This is a genomic window from Pectobacterium versatile, from assembly GCF_003932035.1.
Lineage (GTDB): Bacteria > Pseudomonadota > Gammaproteobacteria > Enterobacterales > Enterobacteriaceae > Pectobacterium > Pectobacterium versatile.
Map to the genome: position 1 here is coordinate 4,256,605 of NZ_CP034276.1, position 25,006 is coordinate 4,281,610.

Below are 25,006 nucleotides of genomic sequence, written 5' to 3' on the forward strand. Positions count from 1 at the left end.
AAGAAAACGGAAGGGGATAAAAGCGATAGGGCTTTAGCCTAGCCCTACCGCAGAAACAGCATTAATCTATCTGTTTGACTTCAACACGCAGCTCTTTGGGCACTTCAAAGACGATGTTTTCTTCACGCCCTTGCATTTCAATCGCAACCTTGCCGCCCAATTCTTTCAGGCGCTGGATCACCTGTTGTACCAGAATATCCGGTGCCGATGCGCCTGCGGTCACCCCAACATGCGAAGCGCCCGCTAACCATGACTCCTGGATATCTTCGGATGAATCAATCAGATAAGCCGCTTTCCCCGCGCGTTGTGCCAATTCAGCAAGGCGGTTGGAGTTTGAGGAGTTTTTAGAGCCTACGACAAAAACGACATCCGCCTTATCCGACAGGTGGCGCACCGCTTCCTGACGATTGGTCGTTGCATAGCAGATGTCATCTTTACGCGGGCCGACAATCTGCGGGAAACGCTCACGCAACGCATCAATCACCGCGTAGGTATCATCAACAGAAAGCGTGGTTTGCGTCATAAAGCACAGATTGCTTTCGTCTTTTACCTGTAGCTGCCAGACATCCTCGGGGGACTCCACCAGATACATGCCGCCGTCCGCATTGCTGTATTGTCCCATCGTCCCTTCAACTTCAGGGTGTCCGGCATGCCCGATAAGAATCGCTTCAACGCCTTTCTTACTGGCTCTGGCCACTTCCATATGCACCTTGGTCACTAGCGGACAGGTCGCATCGAATACTGTCAGATCGCGGTTTTTGGCTTCATTGCGTACCGCTTGCGAAACGCCATGTGCAGAGAAAATCAGAATCGCACCATCCGGCACGTCTTCAATCTGCTCAATAAAAATCGCGCCACGTTCGCGTAATCCGTTAACCACATAGCGGTTATGTACCACTTCATGACGGACGTAGATTGGCGTACCAAAAAGCTCCAGCGCACGTTCCACAATGCTAATAGCTCGATCGACACCAGCACAAAAGCCGCGCGGATTAGCCAGCAGGATCTGCATGTGTCACCTCCTGTTGTACAGGATCGATATCCAGCACTTCAAGATCGAAGGTAATCGCCTGACCAGATAGCGGGTGGTTGAAATCCACAGTGACCGATTCTTCGGTCACATCGCGGATAATCCCCGGCATATCATTCCCGGCAACACCGCTGAACAGCATGATAGTGCCAACATCTGGCACACCGGTCTGGGCGAAATCACGACGCAGGAAGAACTGGATCAGGTTCGGATTAGTCGGCCCAAAGGCCGACTCCGGCGGCAGCGTAAACTTACGTTTATCGCCACGCTTCAATCCCAACAGATGTTGTTCCAACGCGTCAGACAGGCTGCCGTCGCCAAGGCGAAACAGCGCTGGCTTGCCGCGCTCACGCGTAGATTCAGCCGCTGAGCCATCCTCTAGCGTCAGAATAAAATGCACCAGCAGCGCGCTGTTATGCTGAACACTCTCGGACATCAGTGACCCTTTTGCTTAACGGTATCAGTATCATCATGCGTACTGAAAAACCCTTCCAGTACGATGAGCGCCGCACCAATACAGATAGCGGTATCGGCAAGGTTAAAGGTAGCGAAGTGCCAGTCACCGACATAGAAATCGATGAAATCGACAACAAATCCGTGCCATGTCCGGTCAAACAGATTGCCCAATGCGCCACCGATAATCAGCGAATACGCAATGTTATTGAGCCGCTGTTTGACGCTGCCACGGTACATCATCACCAGCAGTGCAACCACGATAGCAATCGCGATGCCAGCAAAAAACCAGCGTTGCCAACCGCCTTTATCCGCCAGGAAGCTGAATGCTGCACCGTAGTTACGGGCGTAATGCAGATTCAGAGAAGGCATCACTGGCACCGTATCCCCCAGCGCAAAGTGGGCAAGGATCCACTGTTTGCTGCCAAGATCGACAATTAAAACCAGTATCGCCAGCCAAAGCCAGCGCAGTCCACTCGAACAGATCTTATTCATCAGACAAATTTACGCTCTTCGCCGTTACCGCCCACGTTAGTCGCACAGCGACCACACACTTCAGGATGCTCGGCATTGCTACCGATATCCGTCTCGTAATGCCAGCAGCGTGGACACTTGTGTCCTTCTGCCTCACTTAAGGCAATTTTCAGTCCGGTGAGTTCCGTTGCCTGTGCGCTATCCGGCGCATTTTCATAACGTTCCACCAGCGCTTTTGAAGTCAACAACGCGAAATGCAGTTCCTGACGCAGCTGGTTCAACTTGCCCGCCAGATTGGCATCGGCGTACAGCGTGACGGAAGCTTCCAGCGATCCACCAATGCGTTTGTCATTACGCGCCTGCTCGATGACTTTGTTCACTTCGCTACGCACTTTCAGGACATCCGCCCAGAACGCATCGTTCATGGTTTCTGCGCTATCCAGCGCGAACAGACCGTCATACCACTCTTCGGTAAAGACGTACTGCGCACGCTCGCCCGGCAGGTAGTTCCAGATCTCATCCGCGGTGAAGGACATAATCGGTGCCATCCAACGTACCAGCGCTTCTGAGATATGGAATAGCGCAGTCTGGCAGCTACGGCGTGCAACGCTATCGCTTTTTGCCGTGTACTGACGATCTTTAATGATATCCAGATAGAAGGATCCCATCTCGATCGAGCAGAACTGCATCAGACGCTGTACGACGCGGTGGAAATCATAGCTTTCATACGCTTCGAGGATCTCTTCCTGCGCGGCTTTCGCACAGCTAACCGCCCAGCGATCCAGAACAACCATGTCTTCTGGTTTCACACTATCTTTCTGTGGATCGAACCCGTTCAGGTTCGCCAGCAGGAAACGCGCGGTGTTACGAATACGGCGGTAGGCATCGGCAGAACGCTTCAGGATCTCATCAGATACGGCGATTTCACCGGAGTAATCCGTTGAACCGATCCACAGGCGCAGAATGTCGGCACCGAGCTTGTTCATCACGTCCTGCGGGCTGACGGTATTCCCGATCGATTTGGACATCTTGCGACCCTGACCATCAACGGTGAAACCGTGAGTCAGTACCTGACGGTAAGGCGCTTTGCCTTTGATCGCAGTGGAGATCATCAGGGAAGACATGAACCAACCACGATGCTGGTCGGAACCTTCCAAATACATATCCGCTTCATGACCGCCAAATTCAGGACGAACATCTACTACGGACGCGTGCGTCGATCCAGAATCGAACCACACGTCCAGCGTGTCTGGCACTTTGACGTAGTTGTCAGCGTCTGCGCCCAGCACGTCGGCCGGATCGAGATCCCACCATGCCTGAATGCCATCGGCTTCAACACGTTTCGCTACCGCTTCAATTAGCTCTGCGGTACGCGGATGCAGTTCTTCCGTCTCTTTGTGGACGAACAGCGACATTGGCACGCCCCAGGTACGCTGACGGGAGATACACCAGTCAGGACGGTTGGCGACCATCGCTTCGATACGCGCCTGACCCCAATCTGGGATCCACTGCACGCCTTTGATTTCAGACAGCGACTGCTTACGCAGGCCTTTCTGATCCATGCTGACAAACCATTGTGGCGTCGCACGGAAAATGATCGGCGACTTATGGCGCCAGCAGCACGGGTAGCTGTGCTGCAATTTCTCTACGTGCAGCAACATGCCTTTTTCACGCAGGATTTCAACGATCAAATCGTTAGCTTTGAAAACGAATTTGCCATCCAGTTCAGGATAGGTGCCACTCAGGTAGCAGCCGTTCGGCCCAACAGGGTTAACGATTTCCAGATTGTATTTCTGGCTGATCACATAGTCGTCAGGACCGTGACCACCGGCGGTATGCACCGCACCGGTACCTGCATCCAACGTCACGTGCTCGCCCAGAATGGCCGGTACGTCAAAGCTCAAGAATGGATGTTTGAAACGCAGCAGCTCAAGTTCCGCGCCTTTGCAGTTGCCCAGCGCTTGCCACTGGGTCACACCTGCGCGTTTCATCACGCTTTCAACCAGATCGGTCGCCAGAATCAGCGCCTGACCGTCAATCTGCACCAGCTGATAATCGAACTCCGCATTCAGCGAGATCGCACGGTTTGCCGGCAGTGTCCACGGCGTCGTCGTCCAGATCACCAGCGAAACAGGGCCGTCTACGCTCTTCACGCCAAATTTGGCTAATACCGCCGCCACATCGCTGGCGTTAAACGCGACATCAATAGATGGAGACGTTTTGTCGTAATATTCGACTTCCGCTTCCGCCAGCGCGGAACCACAGTCGGCACACCAGTGAACCGGCTTGGCCCCCTTGTGCAGGTGACCGTTTTCAATGATGCGACCCAGCGCACGAATGATGTTCGCTTCAGTTTTGAAATCCATCGTCAGGTAAGGACGATCCCAGTCGCCCAACACGCCAAGACGAATAAAATCGGCTTTCTGACCGGCAACCTGCTCTGCCGCATATTTACGGCACTCAGCGCGGAATTCTGCGGCGCTGACTTTCTCACCTGGCTTACCGATCAGCTGTTCTACTTTCAGTTCAATCGGCAGACCGTGGCAGTCCCAGCCCGGCACATAAGGGGAATCGTAACCAGACAGGCCTTTCGATTTAACGATAATATCTTTCAGAATCTTGTTAACTGAGTGACCAATGTGAATGTTGCCGTTCGCGTACGGAGGGCCATCGTGCAGAATGAAGGTCTTCTTTCCCTTCTTCGCATTGCGAATAATCCCGTACAGATCCTGCTCATACCAACGTTTCAGCATGTCAGGTTCGCGCTTGGCCAGATCGCCACGCATCGGGAACCCTGTTTCCGGCAAGTTCAGGGTAGTCTTATAGTCACTCATTAGATTCTCGATTTCGTTTCGGCTAGAAAAATTAAACCGGTGTCTTTAACCCGAAGAACGTTCGGGCTGTCACCACATCATCGGCGATTTGCTGTTTTAACGCATCGAGCGAAGCAAAACGCTGTTCATTACGGATCTTTTTACGCAGTACGACTTCAATATGACGACCATAAAGGTTCATCGTCACGTCCAGCAAATGCACTTCAAGCTGCTGGCGTTTGTCACCGTTTACGGTTGGACGCGTGCCAATATTGGCAACGCCCGGTAGCGGTTCTTGCCCCAGCCCATAAACGCTGACGGCATATACGCCGCTGACAGGGGAAACCTGACGTTTCAGCGGCAGGTTGGCGGTAGGGAACCCAATGGTTCGCCCCAATTCTTTGCCATGTTCCACGCGCCCGGAAATGCTGTAAGGATGGCCCAACAGGCTTTCTGCCAGCTCAAGTTCATCGCGACTGAGCGCCTCACGTACGCCAGTGCTGCTCACCCGTTTGCCGCCGTTACAGAATGAATCGGTGCTGATGACATCAAATCCCGACTCACGCCCAGCCTTCTGTAATAACAGGAAATCTCCCTGACGACCAGCCCCGAAGCGGAAGTCATCCCCCACCACCAGAAACTTCACGCCCAATTTTTTCACCAGCAGGGAAGAAACGAACGTCTCGGCATTATTGGCGGCAAAACGCGCATCGAATCTGACGCACAGCAGATAGTCCACGCCGGCCTGCGCCAGATATTTCACCTTGTCACGTAGACGCGTCAGACGGGCGGGCGCTTTTTCCGCAGCGAAGAGTTCCAGCGGCTGTGGTTCAAAAATCATGACCATCACTGGTAACCCACGAGCGCGACCTTCCTGCTTCAGTCGTTCAAGCAGCATTTGGTGTCCGAGGTGCACGCCGTCAAAATTACCAATAGTGAGCACACAGCCGTAATGGTGTGCCCGAAGATTGTGTATACCGCGAATTAGCTGCATGGCTGGCCCAGAACAAAGGGTTAATATTATGGAAATCGGCGGATTATACCTTGTACAGCGAGTAAGGTTAACCCGCGATTCGCGCCTTTTGCAGCCACCTTGTAAATCGTGCCAGTATTTGCACGTTTTTTAGCGGAATCATCGATGGATGACGCCTATATGCAGAATATCCAGACGGCGGACAGCGCATGCAATCCGACTTTACTGATGACAGATAGGGCTTTATCAAATTCAGGATGAATTTATGATGCGAAAAGCTGTATTCCACCGCGTGAAGCTGCTAAAATCCTGCGCCATCACAACGTAACAAGTGTCGACGTACAAACGACGCTTATTTGCACAAATCCATTGACAAACGAAGGCTAAACGAGCATATTCCACGGCCTTTGAATTGTCCTCGATTGAATATATTTGGGAGTTGGACCTTGGCTAATATCAAATCAGCTAAGAAACGCGCCGTACAATCTGAGAAGCGCCGTAAGCATAACGCAAGCCGTCGCTCAATGATGCGTACTTTCATCAAGAAAGTATACGCGGCGATCGCTGTTGGCGATAAAGAAGCGGCACAGAAAGCATTTAATGACATGCAACCGATCGTGGATCGTCAGGCTGGTAAAGGCCTGATCCACAAGAACAAAGCTGCACGTCATAAATCCAATCTGGTTGCGCGCATCAACGCCATGCAATAATCACGCATCTGCGTGTTGTTGCTAAGAAAAAACCGGCCTAGGCCGGTTTTTTTGCGTCTGCGGTATCACAAAAGAGCGCTGAAAAATCCGCGTTACAGACGCGCTGCACCGCCGGGTGCTGGATCATTCTGGCCGCAAAAATCACATAATACTCATCCTGAATGTTCTCGATCCTGCCGATCTCGACGATATCGCCCTGCTGGTAGATTTCATTGGCATACAGCGACGGTGCAACGAAAATCGCATCGTTATTAATGCCGAACGCGGTCATCAGCGCCGCATCATCAAATTCGCCCAAAATAGTCGTCTGAATATTTTGCGCAGTAAACCAGTTCAGCAGTTTCCGTCCCAGCATGGTTCGCCGCCCGGGAATCAGTAACTTACGTTGTTCAAGGCAAGTGGGAAAAGGCTGCTCAGGCTGCGGACGTTTACAATAAAAGCTCACAGCACATTCACCCAGCTTGAGTGAAAACAGCCCTTCCTGCTGTGTCGAATCCACCGGACAATCCGACAGAATCATATCCAGCTTATGCTGGCTCAACTGCTCCAGTAGCATTTCGTGCGTCGACTCAAAACAGCGTAAATGAATATGTTCCTGTTCCGTCACGACCGTTTCGAGCACCCTGCTCACTAGCCGTTTGGACAGCGCATCTGCCACACCAACATCGAATAACAGGTTTGACTCTTTGCGGTAGTTCACAATATCCAACATTTCCTGGCTAAGCTGGAACATGCTATCTGCATAGCGAAAAACAAGCTGCCCCAACTCCGTCGGTTCCAGCCCCCGTCCCTTGCGCTTGAAGAGCTTGCCTTGCAGACGCTCTTCCAGGCATTTGATTTGCCCGGTAATCGTCTGCGGCGTTAAGAACAGCGTCTCTGCCGCACCAGCAACCGATCCCGACTTATAAACCTGCCAGAAATAATAGAGATGATTAAAATTCAAATGAGACACACCCGCCCCCTCTTCGCGCCTCCGGCATAGCATCAACCCTTACACGGTTGAACTGCCTTGTCCAGCGTAGGCAACACCCCGCGGAGCGCCAGATAGCCAAGCAGCGCCGCCAGCCCTGATGCCAGCAGAATTCCCAGCTTGGCATAGGTAATCAATTCCGCGTCGCCGCCGGAGAAAGCCAGTAGCGTAATGAATATCGACATGGTAAAGCCGATACCGCACAGCACCGACACCGCTACGATCTGGCTAAAGCAGACGCCAGCAGGCAAACGAGCGTAGCCCAGTCGGATGGTTAGCCAACTGAACAAGGTAATGCCCAGCGGTTTACCAATCAGCAACCCAGCGGCAATGCCAAGGCTCAAAGGGGAAAACAGTTTTTCCAACACAATCCCCTGCAACACAATACCTGCGTTCGCGAAGGCAAACAGCGGAATAATCAGAAACGCGACCCACGTTTGTAAGCCATGTTCCAACGTGGTTGCCGGAGAAGATTCGCCGTTGGACGTACGCAAAGGAATAAAGAATCCGACAATCACCCCAGCGAGCGTCGCATGAACGCCACATTTCAGAATGCAGACCCACAAGACGATCCCCACCAGCAAATAGGCGGACGTTTTACCAACCTGCTGCCTGTTCATATAGGCCAGCGCCGTAATCGCCAGCACCGCACCGCCCAGCGCAGGCCAAAAGATTTGCTGCGTATAAAACAGGGCAATGATCAGGATCGCCCCCAGATCGTCAATGATCGCCAGCGCTAGCAGGAAGACTTTCAGCCCAGCGGGAACACGTTTACCCAAAAGCGTCAGTACACCAATCGCGAACGCGATATCTGTCGCCGCGGGAATCGCCCAGCCAGCGCGCGTCATCTCATCATTCGCGTTGAAAAGCAGAAAGAATAAAGCAGGAAAAACCATTCCGCCTACCGCAGCCGCCAGTGGCAGCATCGCCTGTTGGCGGCTGGCTAACGAGCCTTCGACAAGTTCGCGCTTTACTTCCAGACCAATCAGCAGGAAGAAAATCGCCATCAGACCATCGTTAATCCACAGCAGCAGGTTCTTATTGATTTCCAGTGCGCCAAAGCGCATTTCCACTGGCATCATCAGGAATTGTTGATAGCCAGCGGCAGTCATCGACCAGTTGGCAAACGCAATGGCCAGAACTGTTGCCATCATTAGCATTACACCAGCGGCGGCATCCAATCGAATAAAGCGACGAATCATTGTTATCATTGACTTAATCTCCCATTAGGCACGAGCGTTAATACCGTATGCCCGCTTTCTTGCTGGCAAGACTACGCAATCTAACCACTCGTTAAAAGCAGATTAAAGCTGGCTTAATCATCGTAAAAAACGACCTATTGAATTGAGGCTATCAAGAGAAGGGAATAAAAAAACGTCGGGAGCGTTTTTCAACGTTGCACAGCAACGGCCGTAAGGTGACGGACAAGGATATCCGTCATAAAAAAACCGGCAGGTTTACCCCGCCGGTTTCTTATCACGCGTTAACGACAAACTATTAACGGGTTAAATCATCGAAAAATTTCTTCACGCCATCGAAAAAGTTTTTCGAGCGTGGGCTATTTCTCTCACCAGACGGGCCACCAAAGCTCTCATCAAGCTCTTGCAGCAGTTGTCTTTGACGCTCGTTCAGGTTAACCGGCGTTTCTACAACCACACGGCACAACAGATCGCCCTGCGCACCGCCACGTACCGATTTCACACCTTTGCCACGCATACGGAACAGTTTCCCGGTTTGCGTTTCCGCAGGCACTTTCAGCTTCACGCGGCCATCCAGCGTCGGGACTTCAATCTCGCCACCTAATGCTGCCATCGCAAAATTGATCGGCACTTCGCAGTACAGATTGTTTTCTTCACGCTGGAAGATCGGGTGCGCTTTAACCTGCACCTGAACGTACAAATCACCTGACGGTGCGCCGTGCTCGCCCGCTTCGCCTTCACCAGACAAACGGATACGGTCGCCCGTGTCCACGCCAGCCGGAATTTTCACCGACAGCGTTTTGCTCTTCTCTACTCGACCATGGCCGTGACATTTGATGCACGGATCTTTAATGATCTTGCCGCGACCATGACAGTGTGGACACGCCTGCTGCACGGTAAAGAAGCCCTGACGCATCTGAACCTGACCATTACCATGACAGGTCGGACAGGTGATCGGGGAGCTACCCGGCTTCGCACCGTTGCCGTGGCACACATCACACTCTTCCAGTGCGGGAATACGGATCTCTTTGGTGACGCCACGTACCGCTTCTTCCAGCGTCAACTCCATGTTGTAGCGTAAATCGGATCCACGGCTCGCGCGCTGACGGCGACCGCCGCCAAAAATGTCTCCGAACACGTCGCCAAAAATATCACCAAAATCAGCACCGCCGCCGCCAAAGCCACCGCCGCCTCCACCCATACCACCTTGCTCAAACGCCGCGTGACCGTACTGATCGTAGGCTGCGCGTTTTTGCGAATCGATAAGGATTTCGTAGGCTTCTTTGATCTCTTTGAACTTGGCTTCTGCCTCGTTATCACCAGGATTACGGTCCGGGTGGTACTTCATCGCCAGACGCTTGTACGCTTTCTTTATTTCGCGCTCATCCGCGTTTTTAGCAACGCCCAGGCTTTCGTAATAATCTTGCTTCGCCATTTCTTTTCCTGCCCCTCAACATGCATGCACGGGCGCAGAGTTTCCTCGACGCCCGTGCTGATTGCCAGCAGTAACTTTGTGACAGCTACTGCGCCCGCTCAAGGGCGATTACTTTTTATCTTTTACTTCTTCAAACTCAGCATCAACGACATCGTCGTCGCGACGAGCAGAGGCATCATCAGCGGCACCTTCAGCACCTGGCTGTGGCTGAGACGCTTCCAGCAGCTTGCCAGAAACCTGAACCAACGCCTGAATCTTCGCTTCGATTTCTGCTTTGTCTTCGCCTTTCAGCGCGCTTTCCAGCGCTTTCAGTGCGTCGTCAATGGCAGTTTTATCATCAGCGGCCAGTTTGTCGCCCACTTCTTCCAGCTGCTTACGCGTGCTGTGCAGCAGGTGATCGCCCTGGTTACGAGCCTGAACCAGCTCTTCAAACTTACGGTCAGATTCCGCATTCGCTTCTGCGTCACGTACCATTTTCTGGATTTCTTCTTCGTTCAAACCAGAAGATGCCTTGATAGTGATTTTCTGCTCGCGGCCGCTGTTTTTGTCTTTCGCGGAAACGTGCAGGATACCGTCGGCATCGATGTCGAAGGTAACTTCGATCTGTGGCATACCGCGCGGCGCAGCCTGAATACCATCCAGGTTAAACTGACCCAGAGATTTGTTGTCATGCGCACGCTTACGCTCACCCTGCAGAACATGGATCGTTACCGCAGACTGGTTGTCTTCCGCCGTTGAGAACACTTGGCTGTGCTTCGTCGGGATCGTGGTGTTTTTAGCGATCAGCGCCGTCATCACGCCGCCCATGGTTTCGATACCCAGAGACAGCGGGCTTACGTCCAGCAGCAGAACGTCTTTCACATCACCAGACAAGACACCGCCCTGAACCGCAGCACCGATGGCAACCGCTTCGTCCGGGTTCACGTCTTTACGTGGCTCTTTACCGAAGAAGTCAGCGACTTTCTTCTGCACCAGAGGCATACGCGTCTGACCACCAACCAGAATCACGTCCTGAATTTCAGAAACGGACAGGCCAGCATCCTGCAATGCCACTTTCAGCGGCTCCAGAGAACGGTTCACCAGCTCTTCTACCAGTGATTCCAGTTTTGCACGCGTCACTTTGATGTTCAGGTGCTTAGGACCCGTCGCATCCGCCGTGATGTACGGCAGGTTAACGTCAGTCTGCTGTGCAGAAGACAGCTCGATCTTGGCTTTTTCTGCAGCTTCTTTCAGACGCTGCATTGCCAGCGGATCGTTGCGCAGGTCGAAACCTTGCTCTTTCTTAAATTCGTCAACCAGATAGTTGATCATGCGGCTATCGAAGTCTTCACCACCCAGGTGAGTGTCACCGTTGGTTGCCAGCACTTCGAAGGTTTTCTCGCCATCAACTTCGTCGATTTCGATAATGGAAATATCGAACGTACCGCCGCCCAGGTCGTAAACCGCGATAGTACGGTTGCCAACTTCTTTATCCAGACCGTACGCCAGCGCTGCCGCTGTCGGTTCGTTGATGATACGTTTGACTTCCAGACCCGCGATACGGCCGGCATCTTTCGTTGCCTGACGCTGCGCATCGTTGAAGTAAGCTGGTACGGTGATAACCGCTTCGGTGATGGTCTCACCCAAATAGTCTTCCGCCGTTTTCTTCATTTTTTTCAGCACTTCAGCTGAAATCTGCGGCGGAGCCATTTTCTGATCTTTCACTTCCAGCCATGCATCGCCATTATCTGCCGCGATGATTTTGTACGGCATGATGTTGGCATCGCGCTGAACTTCTTCGTCTTTAAAACGACGGCCAATCAGACGCTTGATAGCAAACAGTGTATTTTTCGGGTTGGTCACTGCCTGACGTTTAGCCGGTTGGCCAACCAGAGTTTCACCGTCTTGCGTATAAGCAATGATTGAAGGCGTGGTGCGATCGCCTTCGCTATTTTCCAGTACTTTTACCTGAGTACCGTCAATAATCGCGACACAAGAGTTGGTTGTACCCAGGTCGATACCAATAATCTTACCCATCTAAACATCTCCACTAAAAAGTCATATTCGGTATGGTGGTTAAACCTACTGTGCGGGCGAAATGTCGTTTTTCAACAAGATTTCTCGTTTTCTAACAACACACCCTCGTTTTTCATCAGCAGCACACGTTTCATTTTCATGCTAACCACCGATGTAACGGCCCGACACACGCCTTTGCGGCAGGTCAAACTGTTTCGGTTGCAAATAAGATGGGGCCAACATTTCTATCATCAAGGGGGGAAGATGAAAAAAAATGACCTTTATCCCTCGTACGATCAAACTATTCTGCCTTCCCCATGTTGTGTCCGTTCCAAACGCCCGATATGATGCCGCGCCCGCCGCAGAAATGGGAACATTTCCCTACACAATGGCGGGCAATAACACCTAAACGACACCTATCCCAACGTGATTGGCGCATTCGCTAACCTTAATGCCGCGCCCGACGCGAAGGGACTATTAATAATCTGTTATTGCAGAGGATTTATGAGCACGAACACGTTGGCAAATCCTGGTCCATTAGGACTGATGGGCTTCGGGATGACCACTATTCTGTTGAACCTGCACAACGCAGGCTTTTTCCCACTTTCTTCCATCATTCTCAGCATGGGTATCTTCTACGGCGGTATTGCCCAAATTCTGGCTGGCCTGCTGGAATATAAAAAAGGGAATACGTTTGGCGTGACGGCGTTTACGTCTTATGGCGCATTCTGGCTGACGCTGGTTGCCATTCTCATGCTGCCAAAAATGGGTCTGGCGGAAGCCAGCGACGCTCAGTTCCTTGGCGTATTCCTTGGCCTGTGGGGCGTCTTCACACTGTTTATGTTCTTCGGCACCTTCGGTACCAACCGCGCACTGCAATTTGTTTTCGGTAGCCTGACCGTGCTGTTTGCTCTGCTGGCTGTGGGTAACTTTACCGGCAACCACGCTCTGCTGACCTTCGCGGGTTACGAAGGCATCATCTGTGGCGCTAGCGCGATTTATCTGGCAATGGCTGAAGTGCTGAACGAGAAGTTTGGCCGCACCGTACTGCCAATTGGTTCATGTGGCGCGTCTCACTAAGTTCTGACGCCCCAGCACCGACCAATCCTGCTTTACATGCTAACGAGCCCTGTCAGATTGACAGGGCTCGTTTGTTTTTGATGACGCGCTATTTTTTGAGAAAAGCGTGCTTAAACTTCGACGGGCGAACGATCGCGCGCCTCGCTATCGGCCGAAACCTGCGAGTCAGCATCCAGATCGCGCTGCAAATAAACCCCCAACAGCAATCCCACAGCGGCCAACGTCAGGACATAGAAGGCCGGAGCCATCGGCGTCGCCTTCATAATCAGCGTCACGAAGACAGGCGTCAGGCCACCGAAAATGGCATAGGAAACGTTGTAGGAAAAAGAAATCCCTGAGAACCGCACCGCAGCCGGAAACGCTCGCACCATGACATAAGGCACACCGCCCACCACACCCACGCTAAGCCCAACAATCGCATAGCTGACAAAGAGCAACGTCGTACTGCTTGCTGCCGAGCTATAAAAGAACCAGCTGCATGCGGCCAGCGACAGACTACCCACAATAAATAGCTTGCTGGCACCGAAGCGGTCAACCAACAGCCCCGCGCCGACACAGCCCACCATCAGCGCAATCGTTGCCAGACAGTTCGCCTGCAATGCCAGCGCAGCAGGAATGCCGTGGACTTTTTGCAGATAGGTCGGAGCCATCAGAATAACGACGACGATGCACGCAGACAGCAGCCAGGTCAGCAGCATTGAAACCACAACCGCACGTTTATGATTTAAGACGACAGATTTCAGCGGCAGCTCTTCTGCAAGCTTTTTCTGCTCACGCATTTCCATAAAGATGGGGGTTTCCTGCAACCAGCGGCGCAGATACATGGCGATAAGGCCGAATACCCCACCAATGAAGAACGGCAGCCGCCAGCCGCCACCAGACATCTGCTCTGGCGTCAGCACCGTATTCAGCAACGTTGCGATCAACGAGCCTAGCAAAATCCCCATCGTCAAGCCGGCAGTCAGCGTACCGCAGGCAAATCCAATACGGGCGCGCGGCACATGCTCCGCAACGAAGACCCATGCGCCGGGGACTTCACCACCGATTGCCGCCCCTTGCAGCACGCGCATTAACAGCAGTAAAAGCGGTGCCGCAATACCAATGGCTTCATAGGTCGGCAGCAAGCCCATTGCCAGCGTTGGTAGTGCCATCAGCAATATGCTCAGGCTGAACATTTTCTTACGTCCACTCTTGTCGCCAAAGTGGGCCATGATGATGCCCCCAAGCGGGCGAGCCAGATAGCCTGCGGCGAAAATACCGAACGTCTGAACCTGTCGTAGCCATTCAGGAATATCTGGTGGGAAGAAGAGATCGCCAATCACGGCGGCAAAGAAGACGAAAATAATAAAATCGTAAAACTCTAACGCGCCACCCAGCGCAGCCAGAGACAGCGTTTTGTAGTCCTGCCGGTTCAACCGGCGAGGATGGGCGTGTTGATTCTGAGTCATAAGTTACCGTGCATTGCCAGAGTGAGAAAAGAAGAACGTCACCGCAGTGTGTAAAGTAGAAATTACTATAGCGGCAAAATTTTTATACACCAGCAAAGCTGAATCTTATGTTTCAAATCGGCTAACTTCAGTCTTTTATTTCGCGCACGGCATTTTTAGGGCGAAAAGCTGCTACTACATCCGCATTAGTTTCGATGTAAGGGCCTTCCAGCAGCTGGATACAATACGGTACGCTGGCAAAAATACCGGCCACAACCACCTTGCCGTCGGCATCTTTTAAGCCTTCTAGCGTTTCCTTAATCGCCTTAGGTTGTCCCGGCAGATTAAGAATCAGCGCCTGTTTACGCAGCACGCCTACCTGACGGGAAAGGATCGCGGTAGGAACGAAGCGCAGGCTGATCTGCCGCATTTGCTCACCAAACCCCGGCATTTCTCGATCGGCAATAGCCATCGTGGCATCCGGCGTGACATCACGACGCGCTGGCCCCGTTCCCCCAGTTGTCAGCACCAGATGACAGCCGCGTTCATCAACCAGCTCACACAGCGTTTGTTCAATCATCGGCTGTTCATCCGGCACAAGTCGGGTTTCCACTTCAAAAGGCGTGGTCAGGGCGCTGCGGAGCCAGGATTCCAATTCCGGGATGCCTTTATCCTGATAAACCCCGCCGGAAGCGCGATCGGATACGGAGACCAAGCCAATACGCAATACGTTCATAAGCACCTCAGTTTAAACAAAACACCAATTTTATCAGGATATTGACGGTTTTTAGCAAACAATTAGCTCTCATGAGGAAATTCGCACGCTGTTCGTTATTTCACGTCGAGTGCGGCATGACATTTGATAATAATTATTAAATAGCGTCTCAAAAAAACCAGGGGATTACTGAAATTAATAATAACGCTATGCAATTAAAATTTAAGAATAGTTGGCGAATAAAAAAGATCGCTTACCTATTAAGAGCAGATGAAATAAGCCGATAGATTAAAGAGAAAAAGGATGATACCTACCACGACAGAACATCACGTTAAATCAAATAATATGATAAAATTAAAGCACTTCTTTAGTACCACAATAAGTAAAAAAGCCCTATCAAGGAAGTCGCCATGAACGATCTTAAGTATAAGATATTAAAATTGTTTTCACACCCTACCTCATCCTTCTTCCTGTTCGGATTGATTTCCTTTTTCATCACTATTTTTCTTATGCATGAAGCGAATAAGAGCGCCTGGAAAGTAGAACGACAGAACCTGGACATCACCATCAAGACGTATGAATCCTATAATACCGGAGGAGAGGTTACGGAGAGTGATGTCATCCGAAAAACGGGCAACTACGTCTCAGCACGGATGAGAACATTTGTATTTAATACGCGTGACGTGCGTAGCGAGTGTATTAATCGATTATCTTCATCCGATCTGACATTTAATGATATGGCGGTTATCCGTATTTGCCAGAATAAACTCCCATCGATTGGGGAATACGCAGGGAAAGGCACTCTCACTGTAATATTTCCTGTACTCTCCCCCACGGATGAATTATTAGGTATTCGGATCAGAACCTCTGCTGAAACAAAGCAACCTTCATTTTTTGAGAACTTGCAGTCTCTTGGTTCCGCGATTGCCACCCTGAGTATCGTGTTACTTTGCGCCTTTTTAGGCAGCCTACTGTCGCTACTGACGAAAAAATATTTGGTAGAATTACCCATCATCGCGCGGTATGACGATCTCACGGGCTATTTACGGCGAGACGCGTTCTTTCTGGCCGCAAATAAAGCCTTTAGTATCGCCAATCTGACCAAGCGCCCCGTTAGCGTCATTCTGATCGACATCGACTACTTTAAGCAGGTGAATGATAGCTTCGGTCATAGCGTCGGTGACGATGCCTTGAAGTTTGTCGCCGACACCTTCAAAAAATCATTTCGCCGCGAAGATATTTTTGGCCGTATTGGCGGCGATGAGTTCGCCATCGTGTTACCGAATACCGGATTAGACGATGCGTATACCATCGTGGATAAAGCCAGAGAGCGTGTTAGCAACACGCCTTGTGAAACCGCCGCGGGCAAAATCAGGCTGACGGTCAGCATCGGGCTGGTTGAATACCATATCACTGGAGAAGATTTAATCGAAGTGATGAAGCGTGCCGATGATAATCTTTATATCGCGAAGAAAACCCGTAACGCGACGGCAAAATAGGCCTATTCCCGCCACAACGCCAAATCGCAGACAAAAAAATAGCCGGGCATCCCGGCTATTTTCATCAGCAAAATGCTTACAGTAAATCTGCGATCATCTTTTCCAGTTTTTCCTGGTCGATAGCAAACTTACGAATCCCGTCGGCCAGTTTATCAATCGCCATTGGATCCTGGTTGTGCTGCCAGTAGAACTCAGCTTCTGTCATTTTCGCCGGACGAACTTTCACGTCACCGACGTAAGACAGCTTGCGAACCACTTCACCTTCGCTTTCTGACAGCTCTTTCAGCAGGGCTGGTGCAATCGTCAGACGGTCACACCCGGCCAGTTCCAGAATCTCACCGACGTTACGGAAGCTCGCGCCCATCACGACCGTTTCATAGCCATGCTCTTTGTAGTAGTCGTAGATTTCGCTAACGGAAACCACGCCCGGATCTTCATGCGGCGCAAATTCTTTCTTATCGCCATTGGCTTTGTACCAGTCAAGAATACGGCCAACGAACGGGGAAATCAGGAACACGCCCGCTTCAGCACAAGCGCGCGCCTGTGCAAAGGAGAACAGCAGCGTCAGGTTACAGTTGATGCCTTCTTTTTCCAGCTGCTCCGCCGCGCGGATGCCCTGCCAGGTTGAAGCCAGTTTAATCAGGATACGTTCGTTGCTGATGCCTGCGTCGTTGTACAGCTTGATCAGGTGTTTTGCCTTCGCCACGCTGGCTTCGGTGTCATAAGACAAACGCGCATCCACTTCTGTGGAGATGCGGCCGGGGATCAATTTTAAAATTTCGAGACCGATATTGACCGCCAGTTTATCCGTGGCATCCACGACCTGCTGTTTGCGATCGCTGCTCTGCTCACGCGCCCAAGCAATAGCCTCGTCGATAAGCTTGCGGTATTCAGGAATTTGCGCAGCGTTCAGAATCAGTGAAGGGTTCGTGGTCGCATCTTGCGGTTGGTACAGTTTCATTGCCGCAATATCGCCGGTATCAGCTACAACCGTGGTCAGTTGGCGTAGGGAAGTCAGTTTATCCGTCATGTTGGCATGTCTCGTTGTTTATACGTGGTGCTCGTGAATGAAAATAGCTCGTATATGAATCGACTTGTTATCTAATCTGGTGGCCGTCTGTTTTGCGCCGAAATCTGATAATAACACGCGCACTTTCCCGTGCAAGCCAGCCTTTTCCCACTCGTCCCTGCAACAACGGTTACACGCCGATAAGACGCCATATTTTCCCCTTCACGAACGCGCTGAGGCGTGAAAGACGAAGCGTATTATAGCTATCGCCGTTTTCTTACGATGTTCTTGCTATAGTAGGGTCATCAGAAATCAGACCGACAGGACATGGCGCATGCTTATTACTATTTCACCCGCAAAAACGCTCGACTACACCAGTCCTTTGGCAACGACGCGTTATACGCAGCCGGAACTTCTGGACTATTCCAGCCAGTTGATTGATGTGTGTAAAAAACTGACGCCAGCACAGATCGGTTCTTTGATGAGCATCAGCGATAAACTGGCTGATCTAAACGCAGGCCGCTTTAGCGATTGGCAGCCGGATTTCACGCCGGAAAACGCGCGTCAGGCGCTGCTGGCGTTTAAGGGCGACGTTTATACCGGATTGGCCGCAGAAGATTTCAGCGAGGATGACTTCGATTTTGCCCAGCAGCATCTGCGTATGCTGTCAGGCCTGTATGGCGTGTTGCGTCCGCTGGATTTGATGCAGCCATATCGGTTGGAAATGGGCACTAAGCTGGAAAACAAAGTTGGTAAAGATCTCTACAGTTTCTGGGGCGCCACCATTACTGAAAAGCTGAATCAAGCGTTGCGCGATCAAGGCGATGATGTGCTGGTTAATCTGGCATCGGACGAATATTTTAAAGCCGTTAAACCGAAAAAGCTCAATGCCCGTCTGATCAAACCCGTCTTCTTGGATGAGAAAAACGGTAAGTTCAAGGTAATCAGTTTCTACGCCAAGAAAGCGCGCGGCCTAATGAGCCGTTTCATTATTCAAAACCGTCTGACGCAGCCGGATCAGTTGAAAGCGTTTAATCTGGAAGGTTACTTCTTCGAGGCAGCAGACTCTTCGAGTGACGAGCTGGTGTTTAAGCGCCACGAACAGTAAACAAGGTAGTACGATAGGTAAAGAAGAGAATACGAGATTGCTGACAAAGGTCGTCGAGCGGTAGTAACGGATAGATCGTCAAGACGCTGTAAATACATCCCTGTACGCTCGGATTGCGCAGATATGAATCTCATCCCTGAGATTCACCCTTTCAGGGCAGTCGCTAGCGACGTTCAAAAGCGTTCCTGACGCTTTTGTCCATGGCGCAAACGCTTTACTCTTCTATTCCGTTACTACCGTTTCCGTTTAGCAAATAGGTTCGTCAGCTATCTTATTCCGGCAGTGACATCAGGAACTCACGCAGCTTCGCGAAATCATCCGGGAAGTTGTGCGACAGCAGATCCAGATCGGCACGCTCAGCCAGCGCTTCTGGCAGATCCAGCTTTTTGCCAAGAATGTCTTCTACGCTTTCCTTGAATTTCGCCGGGTGCGCCGTGCCCAGGAACAGGCCGAACTCACCGGCTTGCAGCTGATCGCGCAGCAGACGGTAAGCAATCGCAGCGTGCGGCTCAGAGAGATAGCCTAACGCATCCAGCTCATGCATAGTTTCTTTCGTAGTCTCATCGCTCACCGCGCCAAAGCCCAGCGTTTTCAACTGCCAGTTCTTACGGCGGAACAGCTCTTCCACACGCGGCCAGTTGTTCGGCTGGCTGACGTCCATCGCGTTGGATAACGTTGCCACCGTTTTATGCGGTTCCCAGTTACCATTGCTCAGGAAGCGCGGCACCGTGTCATTGGCGTTAGTCGCCGCGATGAAGCGCTTAATCGGCAGACCCAGCGATTTTGCCAGCAGACCGGCGGTCAGATCGCCAAAATTACCGCTCGGTACAGAAACCACCAGTTGGTTACGGGCTTCCTGCGGCAGTTGTGCAACGGCTTCAAAGTAGTAGCAAATTTGCGCCAGCAGACGGCTGATGTTGATGGAGTTTGCTGAGTTCAGGCCAATCGCCTTTTTCAGTTCTTCATCATCAAACGCCTTTTTCACCAACGCCTGACAGGCATCGAAATCGCTATCGATAGCGATGGTGTGAATGTTGCCGCCCAGCGTACAGAACAGTTTTTCCTGCAACGGGCTGATCTTGCCCTGCGGATACAAAATCACGACACGGACATTTTCCAGACCGTAAAAGGCGTGCGCCACAGCAGCACCAGTGTCGCCAGAGGTCGCCGTCAGAATGGTAATTTTCTCGTCGCCAGACACTTCGGTCAGCATTTGCGCCATAAAGCGGCCGCCGAAGTCTTTAAAGGCCAGCGTCGGGCCGTGGAACAGCTCCAGTGCAGCGATATCTTCCGCAACTGGCGCAACCGGAGCCGGGAATGCAAAGGCCGCTTTCACACGCTCAAACACCGTTTCGGTCGCAATTTCATCGCCGATATAGGCGGACAGAATGCGGCTACTGCGGGTCACAAAATCCAGATCCAACAGCGCATCGATCTCAGTGCGCTCAAATTCCGGCAGTTCCAGCGGGAAGAACAGCCCTTGCTGGCTACCCAGCCCTTGCTTGATAGCCTGAGCAAAACTGACCTGCTCGTTATGATCTTTAAGGTTGTACAGTTTCATGCGTTATCCCAGTTGTCGTGCGCCAGTCGTATCAAGACGGCAAATATGAACAAAACCTTCATCGTTCTGCAAATAGTTATCCCGCAGCCAGTCGGCCAGACGCTGTGCGCTCGCCATGTCGTTGCAGACGGAGAATAACGTTGGGCCAGAGCCGGAAATACCGCAGGCCAGCGCCCCGATATCTTCAGCAGCCTGGCGAGCGGCAGCAAAGCCGGGCAGCAGTTTCGTCCGATAAGGTTCCGCGATGACATCCTTCATCAGTTTTGCCGCCAGCGCTGCCTGTCCGGTATGGCAAGCGTGGATAAAGCCCGCCAGATAACGGCCGTGGCTGATGCAATCCTGACGACGATATTGCGCCGGCAGAATCGCGCGCGCTTCAGCAGTGGAGACTTTAATCCCCGGATACGCCATGACCCACAGCCAGTCATCGAACGACGGCACAGGCTGGCTGATGATGCCGTTTTCTTCCAGCATCAGTTGGACGCCGCCGAGAAAACACGGGGCAACGTTATCGTAGTGAACGCTGCCGGAAATGCGCCCTTCCAGCTCACCCATCAGCGTCAGCAGACGGTTATCATCCAGCGGTTTACCGCAAAATTCGTTCATCGCCATCAGCCCGGCAACGACAGAACAGGCGCTGGAACCGAGCCCTGAACCAATCGGCATATTCTTTTCGAGCGTCATCGCCACCGGCACGGTTTTGCCAATTTCCTGACAGAACAGTTCCCAACATTGATACACAATGTTTTCTTTCGGGTTGTCCGGCAGCTTGCTAACAAAACGCCCTTCATTACGCAGGCTGAACAGATCGGCGGCTTCAACAGAGACGCAATCCCCCAGCAGTGAACCGTCTACCGGCGAGACAGCCGCACCCAGCACATCAAACCCGACGCTGACGTTACCGATTGATGCAGGTGCATATACCTTAACCATAATTATGCTCCCAACTTCCATGACAAGGTGCGCAGCAAATCTGCGAACACACCAGCAGCGGTAACATCGTTACCCGCGCCATAACCGCGCAACACGAGCGGCAGTGGCTGATAATAACGGCTGTAGAATGCCAACGCATTCTCGCCATCTTTGACTTTAAACAGCGGATCGTTGCCGCCAACGGCACTGATCTTGACCTTACAGCGGCCTTCTTCAATCACGCCGACATAGCGCAACACTTTACCTTCATCACGCGCTTGTGCAACACGGCTAGCAAACTCATCGTCTGCCGACGGCAGGCGTTGCATGAAGCTAGCGACATCGCCGGAAGCATCAAAGCTGGCAGGCAGAACGGATTCCACCTCAATATCGCCCAGCTCCAGCTGATAACCCGCTTCACGCGCTAGAATCAGCAACTTACGCGCCACGTCCATACCGGACAGATCGTCACGCGGATCGGGTTCGGTATAGCCTTTTTCTTTCGCCTGCGTGGTCGCTTCAGACAGCGACATGCCTTCATCGAGTTTACCGAAAATAAAGGATAGCGAGCCAGAGAGAATTCCGGTAAAGCGAATCAGTTCATCACCCGCATTCAGCAGGTTTTGCAGGTTCTCAATCACTGGCAAACCGGCACCGACGTTGGTGTCATACAGGAAACGGCGACGGGATTTTGCTGCGGCACTGCGCAGTTGGTGATAATAGTTCATCGACCCCGTGTTGGCTTTCTTGTTTGGCGTTACGACATGGAAACCATCGGCCAGGAAATCCACGTACTGATCGGCCACAGCCTGATTCGAGGTACAGTCAACGATCACCGGGTTCAGCAGATGGTATTCTTTAACCAGACGGATCAGACGACCCAGATTAAACGGCTCGCGGGCTTTACCCAGCTCTTCATGCCAGTTTTCCATCGAGATGCCGTTAATATTGGTCAGCATCGCTTTGGAGTTGGCGATGCCACACACGCGCAGGTCGATATGCTTGTCTTTCAGCCACGGCTGTTGACGGTGGATCTGATCCAGCAGTGCGCCACCCACACCGCCGACGCCGATAACAAATACGTCGATAACCTGATCGGTGTTAAACAGCATCTGGTGGGCAACACGTACGCCAGTGGTGGCGACATCGTTGTTCACCACGACGGAGATAGAGCGCTCAGACGAGCCCTGCGCGATAGCCACGATATTGATATTTGCTGTCGCCAATGCCGAGAACAGACGTGCAGACAGACCACGCAGCGTACGCATACCATCGCCCACCACAGAGATGATGGCCAGACGCTCCATCACATCCAGCGGCTCTAACACGCCTTCTTTCAGTTCCAGATAGAATTCGTCTTCCAGCGTTTTTCTGGCGCGCGCCAGCTCGTTTTGCGATACGCAGAAGCTGATGCTGTATTCGGAAGATGATTGCGTAATCAGAACAACAGAGATACCCGCGCGCGACATCGCAGCAAACACACGCGCTGCCATGCCGACCATGCCTTTCATGCCAGGGCCAGATACGTTAACCATCGCCATGTTGTTCAGGTTGGTGATGCCTTTCACTGGATACTGGGTATCCGTGCTATCCATGCCGATGAGCGTGCCGGGAGCCTGAGGATTTTCGGTATTTTTGATGAGGCAGGGAATTTGGAACTGGGCGATAGGAGCAATGGTGCGAGGGTGGAGGACTTTGGCGCCGAAATAGGACAGCTCCATCGCCTCCTGATAGGACATCGATTTCAATAATCGAGCGTCCGGCACCTGACGCGGATCGCAGGTATAAACGCCGTCCACATCAGTCCAAATCTCACAACAGTCGGCACGCAAACACGCAGCCAGCACCGCAGCGGAATAGTCAGAACCATTACGGCCCAGCACCACCAGTTCGCCTTTGTCGTTACCGGCAGTAAAGCCCGCCATCAGGATCACATGATCTTTCGGGATAGCGCTTTCAGCGATGCGGCGGGTCGATTCAGTGATATCCACTGTGGATTCAAGATAGTGTCCCTGCGCCAGCAGTTTCTCGACCGGATTGATAACGGAGACCCCATAGCCGCGCGCCTGAAAGACCGCTTCCATGATGGCGATAGACAGCTTCTCTCCCCGGCAGATGATCGCAGCGTTCACGCTGTCAGGGCACTGGCCCAGCAGCGCGATGCCGTGCAGAACGTGTTTCAGCTGTGCAAATTCCTGATCCACGAATGCCTTCAGACGGGCATGGTCAAAACCGGGTTGAGATGCGGCAAGTCCTTGCAGTAATGAAGAAAAGATCGTTTCGGCGTCGTTTAAATGCGGCAAGATATCTTGTCCGGCGACGGTTTTCTCAATCATGGCAACCAAATGGTTGGTAATTTTCGCCGGCGCAGACAATACGGTAGCCACCTGTCCCTGGCGCGCATTGTTTTCGATGATGTCGGCAACGCGTGCAAAACGCTCCGCATTCGCTACTGAAGTCCCGCCAAATTTCAACACTCGCATTTTTATCTGTTCTCCTGAATTTCTGCCAACCAAACGCCGAAAGCGTTTTTTGTATGCCGCTTACAGACGGCGTTATTGGATAACCTGCCATAAAAAAAAAGCCCGCACTGTTCGGTGCGGGCTTTTTCTGGAATCTTTATATGCGTCAGCCCGCACCGTTACTGGTTGTATCGGTGATGGTAATAATCGTGGTGATTAGGCTGATAGTGCGCATGCTAAAATCGAATCTCATTAGAAGTAGAGTTATCTGCCCTATTAGTTAGGCCAATCGCCCTTTGAAGTCAACGGATTTCTTTTTTTTCTTCTCGTCTAACGAAAAATTCATGCCGCGCAACCCACTGCCTAAACAGGAATAAGCCGGACAAACCGTTGTCAAAATACGCAGTCCAAGATGTTCGACTACCAAAAAAGCCATCTCTGCTATCTTATTTCGGCAACCTTTTTTCAATGTCGTGTAGCAACCGATGGAGCATCGCCGTATCACGTTGCTCTAAACGCCCTAGCCGCTGATGCAGCCAGTCCCGCAGTTTTTCATCATCCTCAACCGCCAGATTAACCAGTAGCCGATCCATACGATCGCGCAGCGCCGACAGCTGCCCCACCACCGCTGGTTGTGTCGCTTCCGGTTTGACCTGCATGAGTTCAGCCAGTTGGTAACAGTACACCATCACCGCCTGACCAAGATTCAGTGAGGGGTAATCCGCTTTCATCGGCACGCCGGTCAGCACATCCGCCAGTTCGAGTTCTTCATTCGTCAGGCCAACATCTTCCCGACCAAACACCAGCGCCGCAGAAGCCATCCATTGAACCTTCTCCTGCAATACGCCGGTCAGTTCCGCTGGCGTGCAGTAATAGCGATACTTCGCCCGGCTACGCGCGGTGGTCGCGACCGTAAAATCGACATCTGTCAGTGCTTCAGCCAGCGTGGAAAACACCTGCACGTTATCCAGAATATCCCCTGAACCGTGCGCCACCCAGCGGGCTGCGGGCTCTTGATGTACCGTGCTACCGACAATACGCAAGCTGCTGAACCCCATCGTTTTCATCGCACGAGCTGCCGCCCCTACATTTTCAGCCCGAGCGGGCTCAACCAAAATAATATGAAACTGCATAGACTCCTCAGTATGGGTTACATGCGTTTTGGCAATAGTTTATCTGTT

At 52.0% G+C, this 25,006-nt stretch carries 21 protein-coding genes and 1 other annotated feature; of the genes, 4 read left to right on the top strand and 17 right to left on the bottom strand.

The annotated features are described in order from the left end of the window. Positions 1-61 precede the first annotated feature (61 nt). Genes ispH through ribF form a run of 5 tightly spaced genes read right to left on the bottom strand, consistent with a single transcriptional unit; the run spans position 62 to position 5,764 of the window. Positions 62-1,012 (bottom strand): 4-hydroxy-3-methylbut-2-enyl diphosphate reductase, encoded by a 951-nt coding sequence (gene ispH / locus EIP93_RS19255; RefSeq protein ID WP_103861907.1) that lies wholly within the window; start codon positions 1,010-1,012, stop codon positions 62-64. Further along, positions 993-1,466: an FKBP-type peptidyl-prolyl cis-trans isomerase gene (gene fkpB / locus EIP93_RS19260; protein WP_039487132.1), complete on the bottom strand. Its 474-nt coding sequence runs from the start codon at positions 1,464-1,466 to the stop codon at positions 993-995. Before fkpB ends, ispH begins: the two co-directional genes overlap by 20 nt. Next, positions 1,466-1,981, bottom strand: a complete 516-nt coding sequence (lspA, locus tag EIP93_RS19265; RefSeq protein WP_094371036.1) for a signal peptidase II — start codon at positions 1,979-1,981, stop codon at positions 1,466-1,468. The genes fkpB and lspA overlap by 1 nt, the downstream gene beginning before the upstream one ends. Then, positions 1,978-4,791 (bottom strand): isoleucine--tRNA ligase, encoded by a 2,814-nt coding sequence (gene ileS, locus EIP93_RS19270; RefSeq protein ID WP_125233137.1) that lies wholly within the window; start codon positions 4,789-4,791, stop codon positions 1,978-1,980. Before ileS ends, lspA begins: the two co-directional genes overlap by 4 nt. Before the next feature lie 31 nt (positions 4,792-4,822). Then, on the bottom strand, positions 4,823-5,764 hold the full coding sequence (ribF, locus tag EIP93_RS19275; RefSeq protein WP_103861909.1) for a bifunctional riboflavin kinase/FAD synthetase: 942 nt from the start codon (positions 5,762-5,764) through the stop codon (positions 4,823-4,825). A gap of 425 nt (positions 5,765-6,189) precedes the next feature. Here ribF and rpsT point away from each other — a divergent pair, with 425 nt between their 5' ends. Next, on the top strand, positions 6,190-6,453 hold the full coding sequence (rpsT, locus tag EIP93_RS19280) for a 30S ribosomal protein S20 (RefSeq protein ID WP_010306720.1): 264 nt from the start codon (positions 6,190-6,192) through the stop codon (positions 6,451-6,453). Positions 6,454-6,490: 37 nt separating this feature from the next. On the opposite strand, the gene nhaR is transcribed toward rpsT, so the two are convergent. The 4 genes from nhaR to dnaK all read right to left on the bottom strand — a co-directional run bounded on the left by nhaR (position 6,491) and on the right by dnaK (position 12,073). Then, positions 6,491-7,405, bottom strand: a complete 915-nt coding sequence (gene nhaR, locus EIP93_RS19285; RefSeq protein WP_103971095.1) for a transcriptional activator NhaR — start codon at positions 7,403-7,405, stop codon at positions 6,491-6,493. 32 nt (positions 7,406-7,437) lie between these two features. Further along, entirely contained in the window at positions 7,438-8,634 is a 1,197-nt protein-coding gene (nhaA, locus tag EIP93_RS19290) for a Na+/H+ antiporter NhaA (RefSeq protein ID WP_125233138.1), read from the bottom strand. A gap of 286 nt (positions 8,635-8,920) precedes the next feature. Beyond that, on the bottom strand, positions 8,921-10,057 hold the full coding sequence (dnaJ, locus tag EIP93_RS19295; protein ID WP_095700661.1) for a molecular chaperone DnaJ: 1,137 nt from the start codon (positions 10,055-10,057) through the stop codon (positions 8,921-8,923). A gap of 108 nt (positions 10,058-10,165) precedes the next feature. Continuing rightward, entirely contained in the window at positions 10,166-12,073 is a 1,908-nt protein-coding gene (gene dnaK, locus EIP93_RS19300; RefSeq protein ID WP_103861912.1) for a molecular chaperone DnaK, read from the bottom strand. Positions 12,074-12,556: 483 nt separating this feature from the next. Here dnaK and satP point away from each other — a divergent pair, with 483 nt between their 5' ends. Continuing rightward, positions 12,557-13,132, top strand: coding sequence for an acetate uptake transporter (satP, locus tag EIP93_RS19305; RefSeq protein WP_010300482.1), 576 nt, complete (start codon positions 12,557-12,559; stop codon positions 13,130-13,132). 110 nt (positions 13,133-13,242) lie between these two features. Here satP and EIP93_RS19310 read toward each other — a convergent pair whose 3' ends face one another. Beyond that, complete coding sequence (locus EIP93_RS19310; protein ID WP_125233139.1) at positions 13,243-14,580, bottom strand: MFS transporter; 1,338 nt, start codon at positions 14,578-14,580, stop codon at positions 13,243-13,245. Positions 14,581-14,707: 127 nt separating this feature from the next. Next, positions 14,708-15,295, bottom strand: a complete 588-nt coding sequence (mog, locus tag EIP93_RS19315; RefSeq protein WP_103971099.1) for a molybdopterin adenylyltransferase — start codon at positions 15,293-15,295, stop codon at positions 14,708-14,710. 389 nt (positions 15,296-15,684) lie between these two features. On the opposite strand from mog, the gene EIP93_RS19320 reads away from it, so the two are divergent. Then, positions 15,685-16,773 (top strand): GGDEF domain-containing protein, encoded by a 1,089-nt coding sequence (locus EIP93_RS19320; protein WP_109225381.1) that lies wholly within the window; start codon positions 15,685-15,687, stop codon positions 16,771-16,773. Positions 16,774-16,849: 76 nt separating this feature from the next. Here the strand turns inward: EIP93_RS19320 and tal are convergent, their stop codons facing one another. Beyond that, positions 16,850-17,803: a transaldolase gene (tal, locus tag EIP93_RS19325; RefSeq protein WP_010300491.1), complete on the bottom strand. Its 954-nt coding sequence runs from the start codon at positions 17,801-17,803 to the stop codon at positions 16,850-16,852. Between the two features lie 313 nt (positions 17,804-18,116). Here tal and yaaA point away from each other — a divergent pair, with 313 nt between their 5' ends. Beyond that, positions 18,117-18,890 (top strand): peroxide stress protein YaaA, encoded by a 774-nt coding sequence (gene yaaA, locus EIP93_RS19330; protein WP_125233140.1) that lies wholly within the window; start codon positions 18,117-18,119, stop codon positions 18,888-18,890. Between the two features lie 271 nt (positions 18,891-19,161). Here yaaA and thrC read toward each other — a convergent pair whose 3' ends face one another. The 5 genes from thrC to EIP93_RS19355 form a co-directional block, all read right to left on the bottom strand. After that, positions 19,162-20,451 carry a threonine synthase gene (gene thrC, locus EIP93_RS19335; protein ID WP_103861916.1) on the bottom strand — a complete coding sequence of 430 codons (1,290 nt, stop codon included), beginning with the start codon at positions 20,449-20,451 and terminating at the stop codon, positions 19,162-19,164. Between the two features lie 3 nt (positions 20,452-20,454). After that, on the bottom strand, positions 20,455-21,384 hold the full coding sequence (gene thrB / locus EIP93_RS19340; RefSeq protein WP_039507167.1) for a homoserine kinase: 930 nt from the start codon (positions 21,382-21,384) through the stop codon (positions 20,455-20,457). A 2-nt stretch (positions 21,385-21,386) separates the two neighbouring features. After that, positions 21,387-23,846: a bifunctional aspartate kinase/homoserine dehydrogenase I gene (gene thrA / locus EIP93_RS19345; protein ID WP_039507168.1), complete on the bottom strand. Its 2,460-nt coding sequence runs from the start codon at positions 23,844-23,846 to the stop codon at positions 21,387-21,389. Positions 23,847-23,937: 91 nt separating this feature from the next. Further along, positions 23,938-24,053, bottom strand: a sequence feature (Thr leader region). Beyond that, on the bottom strand, positions 23,992-24,078 hold the full coding sequence (gene thrL, locus EIP93_RS23115; protein ID WP_071531141.1) for a thr operon leader peptide: 87 nt from the start codon (positions 24,076-24,078) through the stop codon (positions 23,992-23,994). Its footprint overlaps the feature before it by 62 nt. 193 nt (positions 24,079-24,271) lie before the next feature. Next, positions 24,272-24,958: a tRNA/rRNA methyltransferase gene (locus tag EIP93_RS19355; RefSeq protein WP_107333485.1), complete on the bottom strand. Its 687-nt coding sequence runs from the start codon at positions 24,956-24,958 to the stop codon at positions 24,272-24,274. Between the last annotated feature and the right edge of the window lie 48 nt (positions 24,959-25,006).